Raw genomic sequence first — 23,336 nt, forward strand, 5'->3', positions numbered from 1 at the left:
CCGCGCCTGCTACCGCATCACGGTGCCGGCGCTGTCGAGCACGAAGTCGACGCAGAACACGACGAGGCGGCTTTGCGCGCGAATCGCGACGGCCGCCGTATAGCAGTCGCGGCCTTCGGTCAGCGAGAAGTGCGGGCCCATCAGCGCGACGCGCCCCGGTGCCGCGATCGCGCGCTGGAAGTACGGGCGCCGCGACCAGTTGCTATGCGTTTCCGGGAACAGCGGCGCGAGCCGCGTGGCGCTCGCCTGGCCGTCCTCGGGGCGCGCGCCGATCGACGGCAGGAACTGTTCGCCGATCTCGTCCGTGACGAACACGCGGCGCGCGGCCGGTACCGTGAAGACGCGCTGCGCGGCGTCCTGCAGGTTGCCGCTCGCGGAAAACGCGGCCGCGCCGGCGAGCACGAGCCGCTCGATCGCATCGAAGCCCGGCTGCTCGGCGATCGCCGGCGTATGCCGGTGGGCGATGAAGCGTCGCCACGCGGCGTCGAGCATCGCGGGCGCCGCGGCGCTCGCGTGCGCGATCGATGCATCGGGTTGGCCGAACTGGAAGCCCTGGACGAAATCGATATCGGCCTCCATCAGCGCCTGCAGCGCGTCGTCGCTTTCGACACCCTCGGCGAGCACCATCGCGCCGGCCTGGTGGAGCATCGATACCAGGTGGTGCATGATCCGGCGATCCTCGGCCGACCAGGTCGCGCGCTCGACGAGCGATCGATCGAGCTTGACGATATCGGGCCGTGCACGCCACACGCGGTCGAAATTCGAGAACCCGGTGCCGAAATCGTCGATCGCGATCAGGAAGTCGCGATGCTGGATCATGTCGATCGTGCGGGCGAGCGCGGCTTCGTCGCGCGACGGCTGTTCGACGACTTCCAGCACGATGCGGTTTGGCGGCAGCGCGAAATGACGGCACAGCGCCTCGACGAACTCGCGCTGCACGAGGCCGGAATCGAGCACGCGCGGCGTCACGTTCAGGAACAGCCAGCCGTCGCCGATGCCTTGCGTGACGAAGTTGGCCGTATGCAGGCAGCGGGCGAGCCGGTCGAGCAGCAACGCATCGGCAGCGGCGCGCGTCTTGTCGAACAGCGCGACCGGCGAAACCAGCGTGCCGTTCTCTTCCACGACGCGCAGCAGCGCTTCATAGCCGACCACGCGCTTGTGCGTGATCGACAGCACGGGTTGAAACACGCTGCGCAGCGTCGTGTCGCGATACGTGGCGATCCAGCCGCTGGGCGTCGGCGTGAGGCGTTCGAGCAGGGAATCGAGCGAGAGGTCGCGGGAGGGCTTCATGTCAACGGTGCCCTGGGGCGATCGGGGGGGCGGTATCGTGCGCGCCACGCAGAAGCCGTCGCACGCACAAGTGGACGCGAACGAACGTGGCGCATCGTAACCGCCTTCTGCGGATGAGTGCTACGAGTGTAACGGGAATGGCGTGGCGCGCGTATCAGGGTAACTCCAGACGCAAACGCTACACCGACGTCCGGACGGGGCTGTCCGCCCGGACGCGCGCGACACGCAAGGGCGCCGGTCGTGCATGCGGCGACAGCGCCGCGTGTGCCGCGTGCATTGCGTGCGAACAATGCGGGAGAGCAGGAAAACGGGGGAAAGCCGGGCGGCTGCGCTATCGCGCGGGGCCATCGGCATCAGGTGAAAAACGGCATGCGCCGTCGCGCACCGGTCGATGGGCGACGCGCGCGGATCGGCGGCCGGCGCGTCGCGGGCAACCCGCATGGGCGGGGTGCCGGCGGTGCCCGCCGCTCAGGCCGCTTCGCCGCCGCGCGGGCGAAGCCCGGGAATCCGCTTGATCACGCCGGTCGCAAGCGCGGTGCCGACGAGCACGATCGCGCAGCCTTCGATCATCACGACCGACACATGTTCGCCGAGGAACAGCGCGCCCCACAGCAGGCCGAACACCGGAATCACGAACGTCACGGTAATCGCGCGGGCCGGGCCGACATGCGCGATCAGGTAGAAGAAGATGAAATACGCGATGCCCGTGCAGGCGATGCCGAGCGCGAGCACGGCGCCCCACGCATGCGAGCTGATGGCTGCGGCCGGCCAGGTCGCGATCGCGAACGGCAGCAGCAGCACGGTCGAGCCGATCATGCTGCCGGTCGCGTTGACGAGCGGATCGACGCCGCTGAGCTTGCGCTTCGTATAGTTGGCCGCGATGCCGTACAGCAGCGTCGCGCCGAGCGCGGCGACGGCGGCCAGCGCGGTCGCGCTGGCGCCGGTGCTGCCGTGTGCGTTGGCGATCTGATCCCATACGAGCGTGAGCACGCCGGCAAAGCCGATCACGAGGCCGAGCGCGCGCGGCAGCGACAGCTTGTCCTTCAGCCACAGGTAGGCGACCAGCGCACCCCACAGCGGCGTCGTCGCGTTGATCACCGACGTCACGCCGGCCGACAGCGTCAGTTCGGCAAAGGCGAACAGGCAGAACGGTGCGCCCGAGTTCAGTACGCCGACGACGAACAATGGCCACGCGTGCTGGCGCAGCCGCGCACGGAGGTCGGCCGGCTTGAAGCGCGTGAGCGCGAGGCCTGTCAGGAACAGTGCGCCGATACCGACTCGCAGCGCCATCAGCGGTGCGACGCCGAAGTCGGCGACGCCGATCCGGATGAACAGGAACGACGCGCCCCACAGGGCGGCGAGGACGGTCAGCAGAAGGGCGTTCTTGGGCGACATCGGGCGTGGCGGGCGAGGGGACGGGATGTGATGAATCTTACACCCCGTTTCCGCGCCGTCGTTTCACGATCGGATGAAACGGCAAGAAACGGAAAGACGCGCAAGAAACGGAAAGAAGCGGCAAGAAACGGGAAATCCGTTCGCCGCGGGGGCGAACCGGCCGGGCGGCCGGTGCTTCCGTTCAGTGATGGTGCCAGCCGCCGCGTCCGCGTCCGCCGAAGCCGAAGTTCAGCGACAGCGCGGGGCCCCAGTAACCTCCCCATGCCGGGGCATAGGCGGGGGCCGGATAGTAGTACGCGGGGCCGGGGTCGACATACACGGGCGCGGGCTGCACCGGCGCCGCCGCGTAATAGCCGGACGGATAGTAGCCGTAAGGGTAGTAACAGCCGGCGAGTGTCGCGCACGCGAGCGCCGCGGCGACGAGGGTCCTGTTCATGATGATTCTCCGGCGGCGCCGGCAATCGGCAGATGCTTAAGCTTAGGCCGCGCGGCGATGACAAGGTGCGCAAAACGGTAACGGATCATTTCCGCAGATGGATCCGGCACGCCCGGCGAACGCCGCCGCCGGATGCGAAAACGGCGCTTCCGCACCGCGGAAACGCCGTCTGGTCGAAACGTGCCGCGCGTCGCGCGGCAGGCGGGCACCGGGCCGGCTTACTTGCCGACCTGGTTGCCGATGATGCCGCCGGCTGCCGCGCCGCCCAGCGTCGACAGCGCGTTGCCGCCGATCGCCGCGCCGGCGACGCCGCCGACACCCGCACCGATTGCCGTATCGCGCTGGCGTCGAGTCATCGAATCGCAGGCCGAGAGGCTGGCCACCGTCGCGACGAGCAGCGCGCATACCCCAAAACGCCGAATCGAAGCATTCATGATCGTTGTCCTTGTGGTAGTGAACGGAGGTCGCACGGCCGCATGGCGGCCGTGCATGAACCCAATCTACCTGCCGTCCTGCGGGGCTGCTGTAAGGACTTGTTAAGGCTCGGACGGTTTCGTAATCAATTGTTTCCCTTGCGCCGGCAGGCACAAGGCATGCGCGGGCACGCAAAAAAGCCCGCTCGAAAGCGGGCCTGGTGCGGTGCGCCACGATGCGGTCCGTGCGGACCGCCGCGTTCGCTTGGCGACTTACTGACGGTGATAGATCTCGGCGCCGGTCTTCACGAACTCGACCGCCTTGACTTCCATCCCCTTCTTCAGCGCTTCGCTTTCCGACACGCCCTGCTGCGCCGCGAACTCGCGCACGTCCTGCGTGATCTTCATCGAGCAGAAGTGCGGGCCGCACATCGAGCAGAAGTGCGCGACCTTCGCCGAATCCTTCGGCAGCGTCTCGTCGTGGAATTCGCGTGCCTTGTCCGGATCGAGGCCGATGTTGAACTGGTCTTCCCAGCGGAACTCGAAACGTGCCTTCGACAGTGCGTTGTCGCGCACCTGCGCGCCGGGGTGGCCCTTGGCGAGGTCGGCCGCGTGCGCGGCGAGCTTGTACGTGATGATCCCTTCCTTCACGTCGTCCTTGTTCGGCAGCCCGAGGTGTTCCTTCGGCGTCACGTAGCACAGCATCGCGGTGCCGAACCAGCCGATCATCGCGGCGCCGATGCCGGACGTGATGTGGTCGTAGCCCGGTGCGATGTCGGTGGTCAGCGGCCCGAGCGTGTAGAACGGCGCTTCCTTGCACCAGTCGAGCTGGAGATCCATGTTCTCCTTGATCAACTGCATCGGCACGTGGCCGGGGCCTTCGATCATCACCTGCACGTCGTGCTTCCACGCGATCTGCGTGAGCTCGCCGAGCGTCTTCAGCTCGCCGAGCTGCGCTTCGTCGTTCGCGTCGTAGATCGAGCCGGGACGCAGGCCGTCGCCGAGCGAGAAGCTCACGTCGTACGCCTTCATGATCTCGCAGATCTCTTCGAAGTGTTCGTACAGGAAGCTTTCCTTGTGATGCGCGAGGCACCACTTCGCCATGATCGAGCCGCCGCGCGACACGATGCCCGTCATCCGGTTCGCGGTGAGCGGCACGTACTGCAGGCGTACGCCCGCGTGGATCGTGAAGTAGTCGACGCCTTGCTCGGCCTGTTCGATCAGCGTGTCGCGGAAGATTTCCCAGGTCAGGTCCTCGGCCTTGCCGTTGACCTTTTCGAGCGCCTGGTAGATCGGCACCGTGCCGATCGGCACCGGGCTGTTGCGGATGATCCACTCGCGCGTTTCATGGATGTGCTTGCCGGTCGACAGGTCCATCACCGTGTCGCCGCCCCAGCGGATCGCCCACGTCATCTTGTCGACTTCCTCGCCGATCGACGACGTGACGGCCGAGTTGCCGATGTTCGCGTTGATCTTCACGAGGAAGTTGCGGCCGATGATCATCGGCTCGGATTCCGGGTGGTTGATGTTCGCGGGGATGATCGCGCGGCCGCGCGCGATTTCGTCGCGCACGAACTCGGGGGTGATCTCGGCGAGCGCGTTCGCGCCGAAGGCCGCGGCGCCGAACGCCTGGCCCGGGTGCTGGCGGCCCATCATCGCGGCGAGCTTCGCGCCGTTCGGGCCGCTCGACTTCAGGCTCTCGATGTACTCGGCGCGGCGCTGGTTCTCGCGGATCGCGATGTATTCCATCTCCGGCGTGATGATGCCCTGGCGCGCGTAGTGCATCTGCGTGACGTTCTTGCCGGACTGTGCGCGGCGCGGGTTGCGGTGCAGGCCCGGGAACCGCAGGTCGGCGGTGGCCGGGTCGGCCGCGCGCTCGAGGCCGTACCGGCTCGACAGGCCGTCGAGCACTTCGGTGTCGCCGCGCGCTTCGATCCAGCGCTGGCGCAGCGCGGGCAGGCCCGCGCGGATGTCGATCTTCGCGTCCGGATCGGTGTAGGGGCCCGACGTGTCGTACACGTAGATCGGCGGATTCTTTTCGCCGCCGAAGCCGGTCGGGGTGTCGGCCTGCGTGATTTCACGCATCGGCACCCGGATGTCGGGCTGCGAGCCGGTTACATAAACCTTTCGCGAATTGGGCAGCGGCGCGACGGCGGCGGCATCGACGTGGGCGTCGGCAGACAGAAACTTCGGATTGGCGTTCATGCAATCTCCTGTGTGAGCGCCGGACAGGCGCTGCGGCGCTTGCCCGGAGCCCTTGACGAATGTGGGGCTCGAGCTAAGCAGGAGACGAGGCTTGGTGAGGCGGCGGATTTCGTCAGAAGGATGGCGGCGAAATCCGTACGCTTCCCTGCGCTGGCATTATCCAGATCAGGTTCAAAGGGTATTTCTCACCCGCAATGCCGGTTGTTTGACCGAGCGCATTGCAGGACCCCCGCGTTAGCAGCGCACACGATACACTGGCTTGGCGGCGGTTTCAACCGGGAGAGGATCGGCTGCCCCGGTGCGGCCGCAGCATGGCGGGCGGTACGATGGCCCGTCGAAATGGCAGCGCGCGTCGCCGCCGCACGGCCCCATGGCTCGGCCGACAGCGGCGAGGCGGGGCAAACGCGGTGCAACATGGCGCGCCTTCGCGCGACCTCAAAAAAATAATTCCGCAGCGGCTGTCATTTCCCGCGACGTCGTCCGTCTATTCGGCTCCTTAAAACCATGTTTTGGAGAGATGTCATGAAAAACGTACTGATCGCCGCCTGCGTCGCTGCTTTCGCCACGCTCGCAACGGGTGCGTATGCGCAGAACGATGCGATGTCGCAAAACGGTTCGTCGATGTCGAAGGACGCGATGGGCCACGACGCGATGGCGAAGGATGCAATGGGCCACGATGCGATGGCGAAGGATGGCGCGATGAAGAAGGGCGCCATGAAGAAGCATGCGATGAAGAAGGACGCGATGTCGCACGACGAGATGGGCAAGCCGTCGGGCGACAAGATGGCGCCGTCGAACTGACGGAGCCGGGCAGGGCGCGCGGCCGGCGCGTGTGCTGGACGACGGCCGCCCGCCCGCGTCTCGTTTTGTCTCATCTCGTCTCGTCTCGTCGACGCGTTCCGGGAGTCTTCATCATGCAAACCGTTCCCGCCACCGGGCGCGCGGCCGCCACGCCGCCCGCGCGCCCGATCCATCCGCTGTGGGTGCGCATGAGCCACTGGCTCAACGCGCTCGCGGCCATCCTGATGGTGCTGTCCGGCTGGCGCATCTACGATGCGTCGCCGATCTATCCGCCGTTCGTGTTTCCGCACGGCATCACGCTCGGCGGCTGGCTCGGCGGCGCGCTGCAATGGCATTTCGCGGCGATGTGGCTGCTCGTCGGCAACGGGCTGTTCTACCTGACGATGTCGATCGCGACCGGGCGCCTCGCGCGCAAGATGCTGCCCGTCACGCCGGCGTCCGTGTGGCGCGACGTGCGCGCCGCGTTGCGCGGCCGGCTCGCGCACGACGATTTGAGCGTCTACAACGCGGTGCAACGTGCCGCGTACCTGGTCGCGATCGTCGATCTGATCGTGCTGGTGCTGTCCGGGCTCACGATCTGGAAGTCGGTGCAGTTTCCGCTGCTGCGCGAACTGTTCGGCGGTTACGACAACGCGCGCGTCGTGCATTTCTGGGCGATGTCGCTGCTCGTCGCGTTCTTCTTCATGCATGTCGCGATGGCGCTGCTGGTGCCGCGCTCGCTGCTCGCGATGCTGCGCGGGCGCTGACCGGTCAACTCCGGGTGAAGGAAATCATCATGTCGGAATCCGAATACAAGCGCGACGTTTCGCGCTGGACGCTCGATCGCAAGTCGCTCGAGCTCGACGTGCGCCGCGAGTTGGAGATGCCGTCGCGGCGGCTGTTCAACCGGCGCATCCTGACGCTCGGCGGGCTGACGATGCTGACCGGCTGCACGCTGCAGGACGACGCGTCGGTCAATACGTTCCTCGAGAAGGTGTCGCGCATGAACGATCGCGTTCAGGCATGGCTCTTCAGCGGCGAGCGGCTCGCGCCGACCTATACCGAAGCCGACATCACGCGGCCGTTCCCGTTCAATGCGTACTACGGCATCGACGAGGTGCCGCACGTCGACGCATCGACGTACCGGCTCGTGCTGTCGGGCCGCGTGACGGGCAAGCGCGTGTGGACGCTCGACGAGCTGTACGCGCTGCCGCACGCGGAGCAGATCACGCGGCATATCTGCGTGGAAGGGTGGAGTGCGATCGGCCGGTGGGGCGGCACGCCGTTCGGCGCGTTCCTGGCACGTGCCGGCGCCGATACGCACGCGAAATTCGTCGGTTTCAAATGCGCGGACGACTACTACGAAAGCATCGACATGCCGACCGCGCTGCATCCGCAGACGCTGCTCGCGTTCGACTACGACGGCCATAGACTGCCGCCGGAATTCGGTTTCCCGATGAAGCTGCGGATGCCGACCAAGCTCGGCTACAAGAATCCAAAGCACATCATGGAAATCTTCGTGACCGATACCTACCCGGGCGGCTACTGGGTCGATCAGGGGTACAACTGGTTCGGCGGATCGTGAGCGGCGGGGTGCGCCCGCGCGCGCTGCCATGCTTCACGGTGCTTCACGCGGATTCGCGCACCAGCAGGTCGACGCGCAGGCCGACCGCCGCCGCCATGTTCACGAGCGCGTCGAGCCCGAACAGGTTGATCTTGCCGCGCAGCAGGTCGGACACGCGCGGCTGCGTGACGCCCAGCCGTTGCGCGGCCTGGGCCTGGCTGAGTTCGAGCTGCGCGATGCGCTGCTTGAGCGCGATCATCAGCTCGGAGCGCAGCTTCATGTTCTCGGCCTCGGCCGGCTGGCCCTCGATGGCGTCCCAGACATTCGTATAGCGTTCGTTGCTCATCGTTTCCTCTCCGTCGCCAGCACCCGATAGCGCCGGGCGGCCAGTTCGATATCGGCCTTGCAGGTGCGGGCCGATTGTTTGCGGAAGCAGTGCAGCACGTAGATCGCGTCCGCGAAGGTCGCGACGTAGACGATCCGGAACGCGCCGCTTGCATCGCGCAGGCGAATTTCCCGCACGCCGGGGCCGATGGTGCGCATCGGCTTCCAGTCGTCGGGCGCCAGGCCGCGCTGCACCTGGTCGATCTGGTGGCCGGCTTCGCGGCGCGCCGGTAGCGGAAAGCCGCGAAGCGCGTCCAGCGCGCTGCCGACGAAGACAACCGGCTTCGGCGGAAGGATGGTGGAATTATACAAAATTTTGTATGGGAGGTGTGCGGGTTGAACGAGCGGAATGTCGGCGGCCGGACCGGCAGGCCGACCGTCACGATAGGCGCGAAGCGACACCCGCGGCGCATGACTGGCCGTCAGGCCGATGAATCGATCGCGCTGGGCGGGAAGGGGTGTCGGGCGGTGTCCGCGACGCTCGCGCGGCGCGTATCCGGCCCCGGATTCCGTTCGTCCGGATGCCGAAAAATGTCGCGCCGAAACGTCAGTCGATATCCTTTCAGACGGGTCTGACGATGCTTTCGAATCCTTGATGCCATAATGCCGAGCGTGCGCAGCCGAAGTGGTTTGCGCACGTTTTTTTGACCCTTTGCCGCCGCTTGCCGGTTCTCATTCGTCGCCGTTCGCACTGCCATGTCGTTCCGCACGTTCGTCTCCGCCTTCCCGGTCCCGTCAGGGCCGTTTGCCGGCATCGCCGGCGTCTTTCAGCGGAGCACGCGACACGTCGTGCGGGCGGGCTGAACGATGACACCGCTCGACCGCCTCCTCGATTTCCTCGCCCGCCTGCCGATCCGGATCCGCCTGCCGCAAAGCCGCGGCGGCCGTGTCGCACTGGCCCTGGTATTCATCTATTTCGTCTGGGGTTCGACCTACAGCGGCCTGCATTTCGCGCTGCAGTCGTTCCCGCCGCTGCTGCTGTCGGGGCTGCGCAACCTGCTCGGCGGGATCGGCCTGTTCATCTTCGCGCTGCGGCGCAAGCCCGAATGGCCGACGCTGCTCGAAATCCGCAACTCGGCGATCGTCGGCACGATGCTGGTCGCGCTGTCGTCGGGCACGATCGCGCTCGGGATGCGCACGGTCAGCAGCGGCTCGGCCGCGGTGATGGTCGCGACGGTGCCGCTGTTCGCGACCGTGATCGCGGCGGTCGCCGGGCGCCCGGTGACGAAGGGCGAGTGGGCGGCCGTCGCGCTCGGGATGGTCGGCATCGTCGTGCTGAATTCGGGCGGCGCGGCCGCCGGGAACTCGGCGCTCGGCACGATCTGCGTGCTGGCCGGCGCGCTGTTCTGGGCGGGCGGCGCGCACCTCGCGACGCGGCTCAAGCTGCCGTCCGACCTGTTCCTGTCGACGTCGCTGCAGATCGGCCTCGGCGGGTTGATGTCCTCGATCGCCGCGTGGCTGATGGGCGAGCGCATCGAGCAGGTCGCGGTCGTGTCGGTGTTCGCGTTCGTGTACCTGATGGTGTTCTGCACGATGGCCGCGTACGTCGCGTACGGCTACCTGATTCGCCACACGAGCCCGATCATCGCGAGCAGCTGCATGTACGTGAACCCGATCGTCGCGGTCGCGCTCGGCGCGCTGATGCTCGGCGAGCCCGTGACGACGGCGACCGTGATCGCGACGGTCGCGATCCTCGGCAGCGTCGGGCTGTCGTTCCTGTTCGATCCCGCGCGCCGGCCCGCGGCGCGCGCGGCGGCCGACGCTTCGCCGGCCGCGGCGACCATGACCGCCGAATCGGCAGCGGGTGCGGCATCCATAGCGGATCAGGCCGCGATGCCGTCGCCGGCGCCGATCCTTGCGCCGTCCGCGGTACCGCTTGCCGTGCCGGCACCGGCCGCCGTCGTGGATCCGACCGCGGTCATCGATCCCCCGCCGGCATTCACGCCGCCGCCTGCCGGCGAACCGGCCGCGTCGCGCGCCGACGCATGACGCCGGCGCGCGCGGCGGCGGTCAGCCGCGCCGTGCGCCGCGATGATGGAACCAGCCGGCGAGCGCGGAAAACAGCAGGCCGGCCGTGCACATGCCGGTCCAGCCGAACGCGCGCCACGCGGCGACGCCGACCGACGAGCCGAGCGCGCCGCCGATGAAGTAGCACACCATGTACACGGTGTTCACGCGGCTGCGCGCCTCGGGCTTCAGTGCGTAGATGCGCGACTGGTTCGAGATCTGCGCGGCCTGCACGCCGACATCCAGCACGATCACGCCGATCACGAGCCCGACGAGGCTCGTCCCCGACAGCGCGAAAATCACGAACGACGCCGCGAGCAGTGCGATCGCGAGCGAGATGATCGCGCGCGGGCCGCGCTTGTCCGCGAACCGGCCCGCGTACGGTGCGGCGAGCGCACCGGCCGCGCCGACGATCCCGAACAGGCCCGCGGCCTGCGGGCCGAGATGAAATGGCGCGCCGGCGAGCAGCAGCGTGAGCACCGGCCAGAACGCGCTGAACGCGGCGAACAGCGCGGCGCCCGTCAGCGACGCCTCGCGCAGCCCGCGCAGTTCGACCGCCAGGTGCCACATCGAACCGAGCAGCTTGCCGTACGACAGCGTCGACGTCGGCGAACTGCGCGGCAGCCGCAGCACGATCACCGCGGCCAGCGCGACGAGCGCCGCGACCGACACGCCGAACACCGCCCGCCAGCCGAAATATTCGGCGACGAAGCCGGCTGCCGTGCGCGCCAGCAGGATGCCGAGCAGCAGGCCGCTCATCACGGTGCCGACCGCATGCCCGCGCTCGGCGGCCGGCGCGATCTCGGCCGCGAACGGCACGGCTTGCTGCGCGATCGTCGCGAGCACGCCGATCGCGAGGCTCGCGCCGGCGAGCACCGCCAGCGACGGCGCGGCCGCGGCCACGATCAGCGCGATCGACAGGCCCGCGATCTGCATCAGGATCAGCCCGCGGCGATCGAAACGGTCGCCGAGCGGCGCGAGCAGGAACATGCCGGCCGCATAGCCGAGCTGCGTCGCGGTCGGCACCGCGCCGATCCACGACGCACCGTCGGGAAAGGCCGAGCGGAAGCTGTCGAGCAGCGGCTGGTTGTAGTAGATGTTCGCGACCGACACGCCCGCGATCGTCGCGAGCAGCAACAGCAGGCTGCGCGAGTAGTGGGGCGAGGCGGCGTCGGTCGGACGGTCGGTGGAGGCGGCGGGCATGGCGGCAACGGAACGGAGTTGGGCGGCGTGGGCGCGCGGCGCGGCGTCGGTTGCGCAGGGGGCCGGGCGCCCATCGAGGGTGCCGATCATACCGGAGCACCGTGAATCCTGCCGGCCGAAGGGCGGGGCAGACGACCAGGCGGCGCCACCGGTGCGTGACGCACCGTGATCGGCCGCGGTCAGCCCCGGTCAGCCCCAACGGGCCGTGACCGCCCGCGGCCGCGCGTCATCGCATGCGATGCCCGCCGTCAGTCGACCAGCTCCCCGCTCGGTTCATAGAACGGATAAGGCCCGTCGCCTTCGTCCACGTAGACGTGATGGGATGTCATCCCCGTTTCCGGCGTATGGACGTGCACCGCGAACGCGGGCGGCTCGAGCCGGAACGCGGACGGTGCGTCCGCGCGCAGGTCGAACGCGACCTGGTGCGCGGGCGCCGGCACGGCCGATGCGAGCGTGCCGCCGAAGCGCGTGAACATCGTCCGGTGCACGTGGCCGCACAGCACGCGTTCGACGTTCGGATAGCCGCGCAGCAGCGCATCGAGCTTCGCGGCGGCGGCGGGCGCGAGGCGCAGCGCGTCCATGTGCCCGATCCCGGACACGAACGGCGGGTGATGCAGCGCGACGATCACCGGCCGGTCGCGCGCGGCGTCGAGCTGCGCGGCGAGCCACGCCAGCCGCGCATCGCACAGGTCGCCGTGGCTCGTGCCGGGCACCTGCGAGTCGAGCGCGAGCACGCGTACGGCGCCGACGTCGAGCGCGTACTGCACGAACTCGCCGTCCTGCAACTCGGGGCGATCGGCGAACGCGCGGCGCAGCCCCGCCCGATCGTCGTGATTGCCGACCATCAGGTAGTACGGAATCTCGAGCGGTGCGAGCAGGTCGCGCAGATGGCGGTATTCGTCGTCGTGGCCGAAGTCGGTCAGGTCGCCCGTGACGAGCACCGCGTCGGGACGCGGCACCAGCGCGTTCAGCTTCGCGATGCAGCGCGCGAGCGCGGCGGCGGTGTCGACGCGCCGGTATGCGAGCTGGCCCGGACGCTTGATGTGGAGATCGCTGATTTGAGCAAGCAGCATCGTCGTTCCTCGGAATGTCTGATTATTGTGGGGCGGTATTGCGGTATTACGGTGGGGCGGTGTTACGCGGCGAGTGCGATCAGGCCTTCGGAAGCGATCGTGAGGCCGACCGCCGTGCCGCGCGCGAGCTCGATGCGGCCCGGCACGTCGATCACGAGCGCGTCGGGCGCCGCCTGCTCGATCGTGAGCCGCGTGCGTTCGCCGAGGAACGCGCACGCGCCGATCGCGCCGCGCAGCGGCGCATGCGCGGGATCGGCGAGTTGCGCGTCCTCCGGGCGGAAGAACCACTCGTCGGCGGCATGCGGCGTGACGATCGAGCCCCCCGTCGTCACGAGCGCACCGTCTCGCCATTGTCCCGCAAGCCGGTTCAGCGTGCCGATGAACTGTGCGACCGTGCGGTTCGCCGGCCGGTAGTAGATGTCGCGCGGCGTGCCGATCTGCTCGATGCGGCCCGCGCCCATCACGACGATCCGGTCGCCGAGTTCCATCGCCTCGGCCTGGTCGTGCGTCACGTAAACGGTCGTCACGCCGAGTTCGCGCAACAGCGCGTTCATCTCGCGGCGCAGCACGTCGCGCAGCTTCGCGTCGAGCGCGGTCAGCGGCTCGTCGAGCAGCAGCACGCGCGGGCGCACCGCGAGCGCGCGCGCCAGCGCGACACGCTGGCGCTGGCCGCCCGACAGCTGATCGACCGGCTTGTCCGCATGCGCGTCGAGCCGCATCATCGCGAGCAGCTCGTCGACGCGTTCGCGCAGCGCGCGCGGCTCGGTCTTGCGGATCTTCAGTCCGTAGCCGACGTTGCCGCGCACCGTCAGGTTCGGGAACAGCGCGTAGTTCTGGAACACCATGCCGACCTGGCGGCGCTCGATCGGCAGCGCCGTCACGTCGTCGCCGCCGAACAGGATCGTACCGCCGGCGTCCGGCGTGTCGAGGCCGGCGATCAGGCGCAGCGTCGTCGTCTTGCCGCAGCCCGACGGGCCGAGCAGCACGAGCGTCTCGCCCGCGCCGATCGACAGGTCGAGCGGTTCGAGCACGCGCGTGCCGCGGAACGTCTTCGCGCAGCGGGTCAGGGTGATGGGGGTGGAATCGAGTTTCATGAGAGCGGGGAAGTCAGCGCAGGGTCAGCGCAGGGTCAGCGCGGGCGACGCTTCAGCGCGCGCGTGCCGGACGGATCGACGCCGAGCCACTGCATCGCGACGAGGAGCGGCAGCGTCATCAGCAGGAACACGATGGTGTATGCGCTGCCGACTTCGAGACGCAGCGACGCATAGGTATCGGCGAGCCCGACGGGCAGCGTCTTCGTGTCGGGCGTATGCAGCATCCAGGTCAGGTTGAATTCGCCGATCGACAGCGTGAGCACCGCGAGCGCGCCCGCGACGATGCCGGGGCGCAGGTTCGGCAGCACGATCGTGACGAAGCGCGTGACGAACGACGCGCCGAGGCTCGCCGCGCCTTCCTCGAGCGTGCGCAGGTCGGCACCGGCCGCGACGGCCGCGACCGCGCGCACCATGAACGGCAGCGTGAACACGACGTGGCCGACGACGATGAACCACAGGCTCATCCGGAACGCGGTGAAGCCGCCGTACACGACCAGCAGCGCGAGCGCGGATGCGAGGCCCGGCAGCGCGACCGGCAGCACGAGCGCCTCCTCGATCACGCGGGCGACGCGGCTCTTGCTGCGCGCGAGCGCATAGCCGGCCGGCACGCCGACGACGAGCACGATCGCGAGCGTCGCGAACGCGACGCCGAGCGACAGCGCGACCGAGCCCTGGTACTGCTGCCACACCTGTTCGAGCCAGCGCAGCGTGAGGCCGCTCGACAGCCCGCGGAAATAGTTGACGGTGAGGCCCGCGAGCACCGACATCACGACGGGCACGATCAGGAACGCGCACAGCAGCAGCGTGACGCCCCATTGCAGCGCGGCGATCGCGCGCGCGCCCGACACGCGCGGCGCGCGTCGGGCGGCGCCGTCCGCATGCGACGGAGCGGGCGCCGGCGACGGCGCGGACGAACCGGAAAGCGATTGCATGAAGGAATCCTCAGGCCGCGGCGGCGGCGGTGTGGCCGGTGAACCGGCGCGCGAGCGCGAGCACGGCCCATGTGACGATGCCGAGCACGATCGACAGGCCGGCCGCCGTCGCGATGTTCGCGTTCAGCGTGAACTCGGTATAGATCGTCATCGGCAGCACGTTCAGGTCGGTGGCGAGCGTGAAGGCGGTGCCGAACGCGCCCATCGCGGTCGCGAAGCAGATCGCGCCGGCCGCGATCAGGCCCGGCGCGAGCGCCGGCAGCACGATGTCGATGAAGATGCGCCACGGCGACGCGCCGAGCGAGCGCGCGGCTTCCTCCAGCGACGCGTCGAGCTTCGACGCGGCCGCGATCACGGTGACGATCACGCGCGGGATCGAGAAGTACAGGTAGCCGACGAACAGCCCGGCAACCGAATACGCGAACACCCACTTGTCGCCGGTCAGCTTCGCGGACAGCATCCCGATCAGCCCCTGCCGGCCGGCGAGCATGATCACCATGAAGCCGACCACGACGCCCGGGAACGCGAGCGGAAAGGTGAGCAGCGCGAGCAGCACGCGCTTGCCCGCGAATTCGCGGCGCGCGAGCAGCAGGCCCGAGATCGTCGACAGCGCGAGCGTCGCGAGCGTGACGCCGGCCGACAACGCAACCGTTTCGCCGAGGCTCTTCATGTAGCGCGCGTTGCCGAGCAGCGTCGCGTACTGCGTGAAGAACGCGCCGTCGGCGGACACCTGCACGAGCGCCGCCATCGGCAGCAGCCAGAACGCGGCGAACACCGCGAGTGCCGGCGCGACGAGGGCGACGCGCCAGCGCAGCGGGAAAGTCAGATCGAGCATGGCGTGGGTCCGGCGCTTACTGCATCACCTGCAGGTATTGCTGGCCGAACGCTTGCTGGCCGGCCGCCATCTTGCCGAAGTCGACCGATTTCGCCCGCGCGTATTCGCTCGCCGGCAGGAACTTCGCGGCGACGTCGGCGCCGAGCGTCTGCGCGCGCACCGGACGCAGGTACGCGTTGGCCCACAGCTTCTGGCCTTCGTCGGACAGCACGAAGTCGAGCACCTTCCTGCCGTTCGCATCGTGCGGCGCACCCTTCACGAGGCTCATCACGTACGGCACCGCGATCGTGCCTTCCTTCGGAATCACGAACTCGACGTTCGCGTGATCCTTGTACTTCGCGCGATACGCGTCGAAGTCGTAGTCGAGCAGGATCGGAATCTCGCCGGACAGCACGCGCGCATACGCGGTCTGCTTCGGCACGATCGGCGCGTTCGCCTTCAGCTTGCGGAACCAGTCGAGCCCCGGCTTGAAGTCGTCGAGGCTGCCGCCGAGCGCCTGGTTGACGGCGACCGCGCCCGCATAGCCGACGAACGCGCTGGACGGATCGAGGTAGCCGACCATGCCCTTGTATTCGGGCTTCAGCAGGTCGGCCCACGAGCGCGGCACCGGCTTGCCGTCGAGTGCGTCCTTGTTCACGAAGAAGCCGAGCGTGCCCGAGTGGATCGCGAACCAGTAGCCCTGCGGGTCCTTCAGGTTCGCGGGGATGTCGTTCCAGTGCGCGGGCTTGTACGGCGCGATCACGCCCTTGTCCTTCGCCTGGAACGCCGACGACACGCCGAGATAGACGACGTCGGCGACCGGGCTCTTCTGCTCGGCGATCAGCTGCGCGATCGCCTGGCCCGAGTTCTTGTTGTCGAACGGCACGCGGATGCCGGTCTTCTGCTTGATCGCCGCGATCTGCGCGGCCCAGTCGGCCCATTCGGGCGGGCAGTTGTAGCAGATCGCGGATTCGTCGGCGTGGGCAGCGGGTGCGAACGCGACGAGCGCGGCGCAGGCGACGGGCGCGGCGAGCACGCGCAGCAGCGAGGTCAGGCGAAAGGACACGGTGGGTCTCCGGGCGGGGTAGGGGTATCTCGCCGCGCCGCGCACGATGGCGCGGCGCGCGCGTTCAGGCTTGGTGCAGCTGCAGGTCGGCGGCCGGCGGGGCGACCGTCGCGCCGTCGCGAACCGTATGCGGCAGGATCAGCGACGTGCGCTCGATCGTCGCGCCGCCGATGCATTCGACGAGGCGTCGCCATGCGTGACGGCCGATGTCCTGGTTCGGTGTCGCGACGCTCGCGAGCGGCGGCGCGAGCAGTTCGCCGATTGCGATGCCGTCGAAGCCGAGCACCGACAGGTCGTCGGGAATCGAGAAGCCCGCGCGGCGCAGGCCGCGCATCACGACCATCGCGAGCAGGTCGTTGCTGCAGAACAGGGCGGTCGGGCGCGTGGCTTGCGCGGTGAGGTGCGCGAGCACCGCGTCGGGCAGCTCGGCTGCGTTGAAGTCGACTTCGACGGGCGGCAGCGTCGCGACGCCGGCCTCCTCGAGTGCCTGCGCATAGCCGAGATGGCGCTGGCGTGCGCGATCCGACGCGGCGAGCGAACCGGCCAGCATCAGCACGCGGCGATGGCCGCGTGCCGTGAGCAGACGGACGCCGTCATAGGCGGCGCTGCGGTTGTCGACCGACACCGACGGGCGGCGTTGCGTGTCGTTGTGCATCAGCACGTAGTGCGGGCCGTCGCGGTCGAGCATGTCGAGCAGCGGATGCGTGTCCGCGTCGGCGACGGTCAGGATCAGCCCTTCGACGCGCTGTTCGCGCAGCGTCTCGATCGCGTGGCGCTCGCGCGCCGCGTCGTATTCGGTCGTCATCAGGATCAGCTTGAAGCCGGCCGCGGTCGCGAGTTCGTCGATGCCCTGCAGGCAGTCGGCGAACACCGGGTTCGACAGCGTCGGCACGACGACGCCGACGAGGCGCGTGCGTTCGCCGCGCAATTGCCGGCCGAGCGGGCTCGGGCGGAACTGCAACGTGTCGATGGCGGTGCGGATCGTCGCCAGCGTGGCGGGGCTGACGGTATGCGGCGCGTTGATCGCGCGCGAGACGGTGGCGATCGAGAAGCCGGCGAGCGCGGCGACGTCCTTGATGGTCGGGGTCATGAAGTTACGCGATGTAAACGTTTTCGGCAGGAAAATTATCGAAAACGTTTGTGACTTCGCGATGACGCACGAGATGTCCGTTTCGTTGAAAGTACGAGACAAACATCAGACGTTTGGCGCCCGGCGAGCGGGGCGGACTCGATTGTATCGGCGGATGCCGAGGCGCGGGACGAATTCGATGACGGTGTCGCGTCGATGTCGATTCCCGCGGATGAATTCCGGCGCGGATGAGGTAGGCAAACACGCTGCGTCGCGATGTACCGTGCGCGAATCAGCTAACGCACGGGCAAGCAATGGTAGAATCGCGTCCGCCCTTTTGCCGGGGTGATGAAATTGGTAAACATAGCGGACTTAAACGATTGAGTGCCCGGCCGGAAACGGTCGGTGCAGAACCCTTCAAATTCGGTGAAACCCCTGACGCGCTCCGTGCGTCGAGGCAACGCCGAGCCAAGCCTCGCGGTACAACGCCAGCGAGGAAGGTGTAGAGACTAGACGGGGGGCGCCTAAGGCGCACGGGCGGCGATCACGCCCGCGCGCGATGGTGAAGGCATAGTCCAGCGCACGAACGGCATCGTTTCGACGACGCCGGCTTCGAAAGAAGCAGTGTGACGAAAATCCGCCGCCTTAATTGGCTTGCCGGTTCAAGTCCGGTCCCCGGCACCACCGATCGCTTCGACGCGATTCGACGAAGGTCTGAAAAACCCGCGAGAAATAGACGCTCGCGGGTTTTTTGTTTGGCGTGGCGCATGCGCCGGCGCTGCAACGCGCTTCACGGTACGCTTCACTGCGGCGAATATGACGCCATGTGATACTTGGCACACCCGTCGCTCAGGACGTCGTCACCCCCCTCGACGCACGTTGATTCCGCCGACGGACTTCAATGCAGTTCGCCTCCCGCAACACCACCCGCCATGACCGATTCGAACTACCACTATTACGAACCGACGCAAGGCCACGGCCTCCCGCACGATCCTTTGAACGCGATCGTGGGCCCGCGCCCGATCGGCTGGATTTCCTCCCGCGGCAGCGACGGCACGCTCAACCTCGCGCCGTACAGCTTCTTCAACGCGTTCAACTATCGTCCGCCGATCATCGGCTTTTCGAGCACGGCCGCGAAGGACAGCCTGCGCAACGTGCAGGAGACCGGCGAGTTCGTCTGGAACCTCGCGACGCGCGAGCTTGCCGACCGGATGAACCAGACTTGTGCCGCCGTGCCGTACGACGTCGACGAATTCGAACTCGGCGGCCTGACCGCGATTCCGTCGCGTCTCGTCAACGTGCCGCGCGTGGCGGAAAGCGGCGTCAACTTCGAATGCAAGGTGACCGACGTGATCCGGCTGCGCGATCACCGCGGCGTCGAGACGCCGGCCACGCTGGTACTGGGCGAGGTCGTCGCCGTGCATATCCGTCACGACCTGCTGAAGGACGGCATCTTCGACACGTTCGGCGCGGGCATCATTCTGCGCGCGGGCGGTCCGTCCGCCTACGTGCGCGTCACGCCCGACAGCCGCTTCGACATCGTGCGCCCCGACGCGTGACGCATCGCATCATCGACGCATCGCGCCATCGCGCGCCGGAACGATCCGGCGCGTGAGCACCGCAGCACGCGGACGCACACAGACCCCGCCGAAATCCAGGATTTCGCGGGGTCTTTCGCTTTGTACCCTCCGACAGGCGTGACTGGCGCGCATCGACTCCGCGCGCCCCGGCGCGTTGACGCATCGCAGCACGCGCAAGCGTCCTTCAAACCCGCAGGCAACACCGATCGCCTATCGTCGCCGCCATGGCAAATCTGCTCACCCCGAACGAGCGGGTTGGGCATCGACGTCCGGCGCGGCAAGGCATAAATTCCCAAGGTTGGCGTGCTTATCCGTGCGCCAGCCCGCGCGTGAGCCGGCAACCGGCCGCGCGTTTCTATCAGCGTGAGACACAATCGAGCGTGGAGACGACACGATGAGCCTGTCAGAGCCATTGCGTCTGCATGTGCCGGAGCCCACCGGGCGTCCGGGCTGCAAGACGGACTTTTCCTATCTGCATCTATCGCCGGCCGGCGCGGTTCGCCGCCCGCCGATCGACGTTGCGCCGGCGGACACCGCCCATCTCGCCCGCAGCCTGGTGCGCGTGCTCGACGACCACGGCGCAGCCGTCGGCCCGTGGGCACCGGACCTCGACGATGCGCGCCTGATCGCCGGGATGCGCGCGATGCTGAAGACCCGCATCTTCGACGCGCGCATGATGATCGCGCAGCGTCAGAAGAAAATCTCCTTCTACATGTTGAGCCTCGGCGAGGAGGCGATCGGCGCCGCGCATGCGATGGCGCTGCGCCACGGCGACATGTGCTTCCCGACCTACCGCCAGCAAAGCATCCTGATCGCGCGCGACGTGCCGCTCGAACGGATGATCTGCCAGCTGATGTCGAACGAGGGCGACCCGCTGAAGGGCCGCCAGCTCCCGGTCATGTACTCGGACCGCGAGGCCGGCTTCTTCTCGATTTCCGGCAACCTCGCGACGCAGTTCATCCAGGCGGTCGGCTGGGCGATGGCGTCGGCGATCAAGGGCGACACGAAGATCGCGTCCGCGTGGATCGGCGACGGCGCGACCGCGGAAGCCGACTTCCACACCGCACTGACGTTCGCGCACGTGTATCGCGCGCCGGTCGTGCTGAACGTCGTCAACAACCAGTGGGCGATCTCGACGTTCCAGGCGATCGCGGGCGGCGAGGGGACGACGTTCGCCGGGCGCGGCGTCGGCTGCGGCATTGCTTCGCTGCGCGTCGACGGCAACGACTTCCTCGCAATCTACGCAGCCTCGACCTGGGCGGCCGAACGCGCGCGCCGCAATCTCGGTCCGACGCTGATCGAGTGGGTCACCTATCGCGCGGGCGCGCACTCGACGTCGGACGATCCGACGAAATACCGGCCGGCCGACGACTGGGCCCATTTCCCGCTCGGCGATCCGATCGCCCGCTTCAAGCAGCACCTGATCGCGAAGGGCATCTGGTCGGACAGCGCGCACGACGCGCTCACGGCCGAACTGGAAGCCGAGGTGATCGCCGCGCAGAAGGAAGCGGAGAAGTTCGGGACGCTGGCCGACGACCGGATTCCGTCGCCGGCCTCGATGTTCGACGACGTGTACAAGGAGCTGCCCGCGCACCTGCGCCGTCAGCGCCAGGAACTGGGAGCGTGATCATGGCGCAACATGAAACGACGACGGCATCGGCACAGCCGATGACGATGATCCAGGCGCTGCGCTCCGCGATGGACGTGATGCTTGGCCGCGACGCCGACGTGGTCGTGTTCGGGCAGGACGTCGGCTACTTCGGCGGCGTGTTCCGCTGCACCGAGGGGCTGCAGGCCAAGTACGGCAAGTCGCGCGTGTTCGACGCGCCGATCTCGGAAGGCGGGATCGTGGGCGCCGCGGTCGGGATGGGCGCGTATGGATTGCGACCGGTCTGCGAGATCCAGTTCGCGGACTACTTCTACCCGGCGTCCGACCAGATCGTGTCGGAAGGCGCGCGGTTGCGCTATCGCTCCGCGGGCCAGTTCACCGCGCCGATGACGATCCGCATGCCGTGCGGCGGCGGCATCTACGGCGGCCAGACGCACAGCCAGAGCCCGGAGGCGATGTTCACGCAGGTCTGCGGATTGCGTACGGTGATGCCGTCGAATCCGTACGACGCGAAAGGGCTCCTGATCGCCTCGATCGAGAACGACGATCCGGTGATCTTCCTCGAGCCGAAACGCCTGTACAACGGGCCGTTCGACGGCCATCACGAGCGTCCGGTCACGTCGTGGCTCAAGCACCCGGGCAGCGAGGTGCCGGAAGGCTATTACACGGTGCCGCTCGATACGGCTGCCGTGGTGCGGCCCGGCAACGACCTGACGGTGCTGACGTACGGCACGACCGTGCATGTGTCGCTGGCTGCGGCCGAGGAGACCGGCATCGATGCGGAAGTGATCGACCTGCGCACGCTGTGGCCGGTCGATCTCGACACGATCGTCGCATCGGTGCGCAAGACCGGCCGCTGCGTGGTGGTGCACGAAGCGACGCGCACCTGCGGCTACGGCGCGGAACTGGTGTCGCTCGTCCAGGAGCATTGCTTCTACCATCTGGAAGCACCGGTCGAGCGGACGACGGGCTGGGACACGCCGTATCCGCACGCGCAGGAATGGGCGTATTTCCCCGGCCCGGCCCGGGTTGGCGAAGCGTTGCGACGCGTGATGGAGGCCTGAGATGGGGATTCATGTCATCAAGATGCCGGATATCGGCGAAGGGATTGCCGAGGTCGAGCTGGTGGCCTGGCACGTGCAGCCGGGGCAGACGATCGCCGAAGACCAGCCGCTCGCCGATGTGATGACCGACAAGGCGGCGGTGGAGATTCCGTCGCCGGTGGCGGGCAAGGTGCTGGAGCTCGGTGGCCGGATCGGCGAGATGATGGCGGTCGGCAGCGAGCTGATTCGTCTCGAAGTCGAAGGCGACGGCAACCTGAAACCGGGCGCGAAGGCACGCGATGCCGGCGCAGATGCGACGCAGCATCCGGCGGCGGCCGACGTGCCTGCGAAGTCAGTCAAAGTCACCGAAGCGGCCGACGTGGCGGAAGCCGCCGAAGCGCACGCGTCGTCGAAGGCAACGCGTCCCGCCGCCGACCGCGCGCCGGCCGGGCCGCGCCGCGCGGAACACGCGGCGGCGCCGCGCGCGGCACTGGCGCCGGGCGAGCGGCCGCTCGCGTCGCCGGCGGTGCGCCAGCGTGCCTGGGACATGGGCATCGAGTTGCGCTACGTTCGCGGCTCCGGCGAAGCCGGGCGGATCCTGCATGCGGATCTCGATGCGTTTGCACGCACGGGCGGCGGTGCGGCGCGCGGGTCGCAAGCGCATGGCTACGACGAGCGCAACGACGAAACCGAGGTGCCGGTGATTGGCCTGCGGCGTGCGATCGCGCGCAAGATGCAGGAAGCGAAGCGCCGCATTCCGCACTTCAGCTACGTCGAGGAGATCGACGTCACCGAGCTCGAATCGTTGCGCACCGAACTGAATCGACGTCACGGCGAGACACGCGGCCGGCTCACGCCGCTGCCGCTGCTGATCCGCGCACTGGTGATCGCGCTGCGCGACTTCCCGCAGATCAACGCGCGCTACGACGACGAAGCCGGTGTCGTCACGCGTTACGGCGCGGTGCACATGGGCGTCGCGACGCAGACGGACGGCGGCCTTACGGTACCGGTGCTGCGTCACGCGGAAGCGCGCGACGTGTGGTCGATCTCGGCGGAAATCGCGCGGCTTGCCGACGCGGTGCGCGCGAACCGCGCGCAGCGTGACGAGCTGACCGGCTCGACGATCACGATCTCGAGCCTCGGCGCGCTCGGCGGCATCGTGTCGACGCCGGTCATCAACCATCCCGAGGTCGGCATCGTCGGCGTGAACCGGATCGTCGAGCGGCCGATGATCCGCGACGGCGCGATCGTCGCGCGCAAGATGATGAACCTGTCGTCGTCGTTCGACCATCGTGTCGTCGACGGCGCGGACGCGGCCGAATTCATCCAGGCCGTGCGCGGGTTGCTCGAGCGCCCGGCGCTGCTGTTCGCGGAGTGAG

23 protein-coding genes and 1 riboswitch are annotated in these 23,336 nt (G+C 68.2%); of the genes, 8 read left to right on the forward strand and 15 right to left on the reverse strand.

Annotation, left to right across the window (positions count from 1 at the left end):
- Window positions 1-9 precede the first annotated feature (9 nt).
- The 5 genes from U5771_RS18580 to thiC form a co-directional block, all read right to left on the reverse strand.
- Window positions 10-1,290, reverse strand: a complete 1,281-nt coding sequence (locus U5771_RS18580; RefSeq protein WP_322025320.1) for an EAL domain-containing protein — start codon at window positions 1,288-1,290, stop codon at window positions 10-12.
- A 468-nt stretch (window positions 1,291-1,758) separates the two neighbouring features.
- Window positions 1,759-2,685, reverse strand: a complete 927-nt coding sequence (locus tag U5771_RS18585; protein WP_322025321.1) for a DMT family transporter — start codon at window positions 2,683-2,685, stop codon at window positions 1,759-1,761.
- 181 nt (window positions 2,686-2,866) lie between these two features.
- Window positions 2,867-3,121 (reverse strand): hypothetical protein, encoded by a 255-nt coding sequence (locus tag U5771_RS18590; RefSeq protein ID WP_322025322.1) that lies wholly within the window; start codon window positions 3,119-3,121, stop codon window positions 2,867-2,869.
- A 218-nt stretch (window positions 3,122-3,339) separates the two neighbouring features.
- Complete coding sequence (locus U5771_RS18595; RefSeq protein WP_322025323.1) at window positions 3,340-3,555, reverse strand: glycine zipper 2TM domain-containing protein; 216 nt, start codon at window positions 3,553-3,555, stop codon at window positions 3,340-3,342.
- Between the two features lie 252 nt (window positions 3,556-3,807).
- Window positions 3,808-5,739, reverse strand: a complete 1,932-nt coding sequence (thiC, locus tag U5771_RS18600) for a phosphomethylpyrimidine synthase ThiC (RefSeq protein WP_322025324.1) — start codon at window positions 5,737-5,739, stop codon at window positions 3,808-3,810.
- Window positions 5,740-5,863: 124 nt separating this feature from the next.
- Window positions 5,864-5,980, reverse strand: a riboswitch (TPP riboswitch).
- 281 nt (window positions 5,981-6,261) lie between these two features.
- Here thiC and U5771_RS18605 point away from each other — a divergent pair.
- From U5771_RS18605 to U5771_RS18615, 3 genes are all read left to right on the forward strand, one after another.
- Window positions 6,262-6,540 carry a pentapeptide MXKDX repeat protein gene (locus tag U5771_RS18605; protein ID WP_322025325.1) on the forward strand — a complete coding sequence of 93 codons (279 nt, stop codon included), beginning with the start codon at window positions 6,262-6,264 and terminating at the stop codon, window positions 6,538-6,540.
- Window positions 6,541-6,653: 113 nt separating this feature from the next.
- Window positions 6,654-7,286, forward strand: a complete 633-nt coding sequence (locus tag U5771_RS18610; RefSeq protein WP_322025326.1) for a cytochrome b/b6 domain-containing protein — start codon at window positions 6,654-6,656, stop codon at window positions 7,284-7,286.
- A gap of 29 nt (window positions 7,287-7,315) precedes the next feature.
- Complete coding sequence (locus U5771_RS18615) at window positions 7,316-8,104, forward strand: molybdopterin-dependent oxidoreductase (RefSeq protein ID WP_322025327.1); 789 nt, start codon at window positions 7,316-7,318, stop codon at window positions 8,102-8,104.
- 43 nt (window positions 8,105-8,147) lie between these two features.
- Here U5771_RS18615 and U5771_RS18620 read toward each other — a convergent pair whose 3' ends face one another.
- From U5771_RS18620 to U5771_RS18630, 3 genes are all read right to left on the reverse strand, one after another.
- Window positions 8,148-8,429, reverse strand: a complete 282-nt coding sequence (locus U5771_RS18620; RefSeq protein WP_322025328.1) for a helix-turn-helix domain-containing protein — start codon at window positions 8,427-8,429, stop codon at window positions 8,148-8,150.
- Window positions 8,426-8,779 carry a type II toxin-antitoxin system RelE/ParE family toxin gene (locus tag U5771_RS18625; RefSeq protein ID WP_322025393.1) on the reverse strand — a complete coding sequence of 118 codons (354 nt, stop codon included), beginning with the start codon at window positions 8,777-8,779 and terminating at the stop codon, window positions 8,426-8,428. Before U5771_RS18625 ends, U5771_RS18620 begins: the two co-directional genes overlap by 4 nt.
- Before the next feature lie 110 nt (window positions 8,780-8,889).
- Window positions 8,890-9,177 (reverse strand): hypothetical protein, encoded by a 288-nt coding sequence (locus U5771_RS18630; RefSeq protein WP_322025329.1) that lies wholly within the window; start codon window positions 9,175-9,177, stop codon window positions 8,890-8,892.
- Window positions 9,178-9,274: 97 nt separating this feature from the next.
- Here U5771_RS18630 and U5771_RS18635 point away from each other — a divergent pair, with 97 nt between their 5' ends.
- Window positions 9,275-10,456: an EamA family transporter gene (locus tag U5771_RS18635; RefSeq protein WP_322025330.1), complete on the forward strand. Its 1,182-nt coding sequence runs from the start codon at window positions 9,275-9,277 to the stop codon at window positions 10,454-10,456.
- 21 nt (window positions 10,457-10,477) lie between these two features.
- On the opposite strand, the gene U5771_RS18640 is transcribed toward U5771_RS18635, so the two are convergent.
- The 7 genes from U5771_RS18640 to U5771_RS18670 form a co-directional block, all read right to left on the reverse strand.
- Complete coding sequence (locus tag U5771_RS18640; protein WP_322025331.1) at window positions 10,478-11,677, reverse strand: MFS transporter; 1,200 nt, start codon at window positions 11,675-11,677, stop codon at window positions 10,478-10,480.
- A 248-nt stretch (window positions 11,678-11,925) separates the two neighbouring features.
- Window positions 11,926-12,750, reverse strand: coding sequence for a phosphodiesterase (locus U5771_RS18645; protein WP_322025332.1), 825 nt, complete (start codon window positions 12,748-12,750; stop codon window positions 11,926-11,928).
- Between the two features lie 62 nt (window positions 12,751-12,812).
- Window positions 12,813-13,844 (reverse strand): ABC transporter ATP-binding protein, encoded by a 1,032-nt coding sequence (locus tag U5771_RS18650; RefSeq protein ID WP_322025333.1) that lies wholly within the window; start codon window positions 13,842-13,844, stop codon window positions 12,813-12,815.
- A gap of 35 nt (window positions 13,845-13,879) precedes the next feature.
- A complete protein-coding gene (locus tag U5771_RS18655) occupies window positions 13,880-14,776 on the reverse strand; it encodes an ABC transporter permease (RefSeq protein WP_322025334.1) in 897 nt (298 codons plus the stop codon).
- A gap of 10 nt (window positions 14,777-14,786) precedes the next feature.
- Window positions 14,787-15,611, reverse strand: a complete 825-nt coding sequence (locus tag U5771_RS18660; RefSeq protein WP_322025335.1) for an ABC transporter permease — start codon at window positions 15,609-15,611, stop codon at window positions 14,787-14,789.
- Between the two features lie 16 nt (window positions 15,612-15,627).
- On the reverse strand, window positions 15,628-16,656 hold the full coding sequence (locus U5771_RS18665; protein ID WP_124487543.1) for an ABC transporter substrate-binding protein: 1,029 nt from the start codon (window positions 16,654-16,656) through the stop codon (window positions 15,628-15,630).
- Window positions 16,657-16,720: 64 nt separating this feature from the next.
- Window positions 16,721-17,746: a substrate-binding domain-containing protein gene (locus U5771_RS18670; protein WP_322025336.1), complete on the reverse strand. Its 1,026-nt coding sequence runs from the start codon at window positions 17,744-17,746 to the stop codon at window positions 16,721-16,723.
- A 911-nt stretch (window positions 17,747-18,657) separates the two neighbouring features.
- On the opposite strand from U5771_RS18670, the gene U5771_RS18675 reads away from it, so the two are divergent.
- From U5771_RS18675 to U5771_RS18690, 4 genes are all read left to right on the forward strand, one after another.
- A complete protein-coding gene (locus U5771_RS18675) occupies window positions 18,658-19,284 on the forward strand; it encodes a flavin reductase family protein (protein ID WP_322025337.1) in 627 nt (208 codons plus the stop codon).
- A gap of 415 nt (window positions 19,285-19,699) precedes the next feature.
- Complete coding sequence (locus tag U5771_RS18680) at window positions 19,700-20,932, forward strand: 3-methyl-2-oxobutanoate dehydrogenase (2-methylpropanoyl-transferring) subunit alpha (RefSeq protein ID WP_322025338.1); 1,233 nt, start codon at window positions 19,700-19,702, stop codon at window positions 20,930-20,932.
- A 2-nt stretch (window positions 20,933-20,934) separates the two neighbouring features.
- Window positions 20,935-21,978: an alpha-ketoacid dehydrogenase subunit beta gene (locus U5771_RS18685; RefSeq protein WP_322025339.1), complete on the forward strand. Its 1,044-nt coding sequence runs from the start codon at window positions 20,935-20,937 to the stop codon at window positions 21,976-21,978.
- A 1-nt stretch (window position 21,979) separates the two neighbouring features.
- Entirely contained in the window at window positions 21,980-23,335 is a 1,356-nt protein-coding gene (locus tag U5771_RS18690; RefSeq protein WP_322025340.1) for a dihydrolipoamide acetyltransferase family protein, read from the forward strand.
- Window position 23,336 lies beyond the last annotated feature (1 nt).

Source organism: Burkholderia sp. BCC1977 (assembly GCF_905339595.1).
Classification (GTDB): Bacteria; Pseudomonadota; Gammaproteobacteria; order Burkholderiales; family Burkholderiaceae; genus Burkholderia.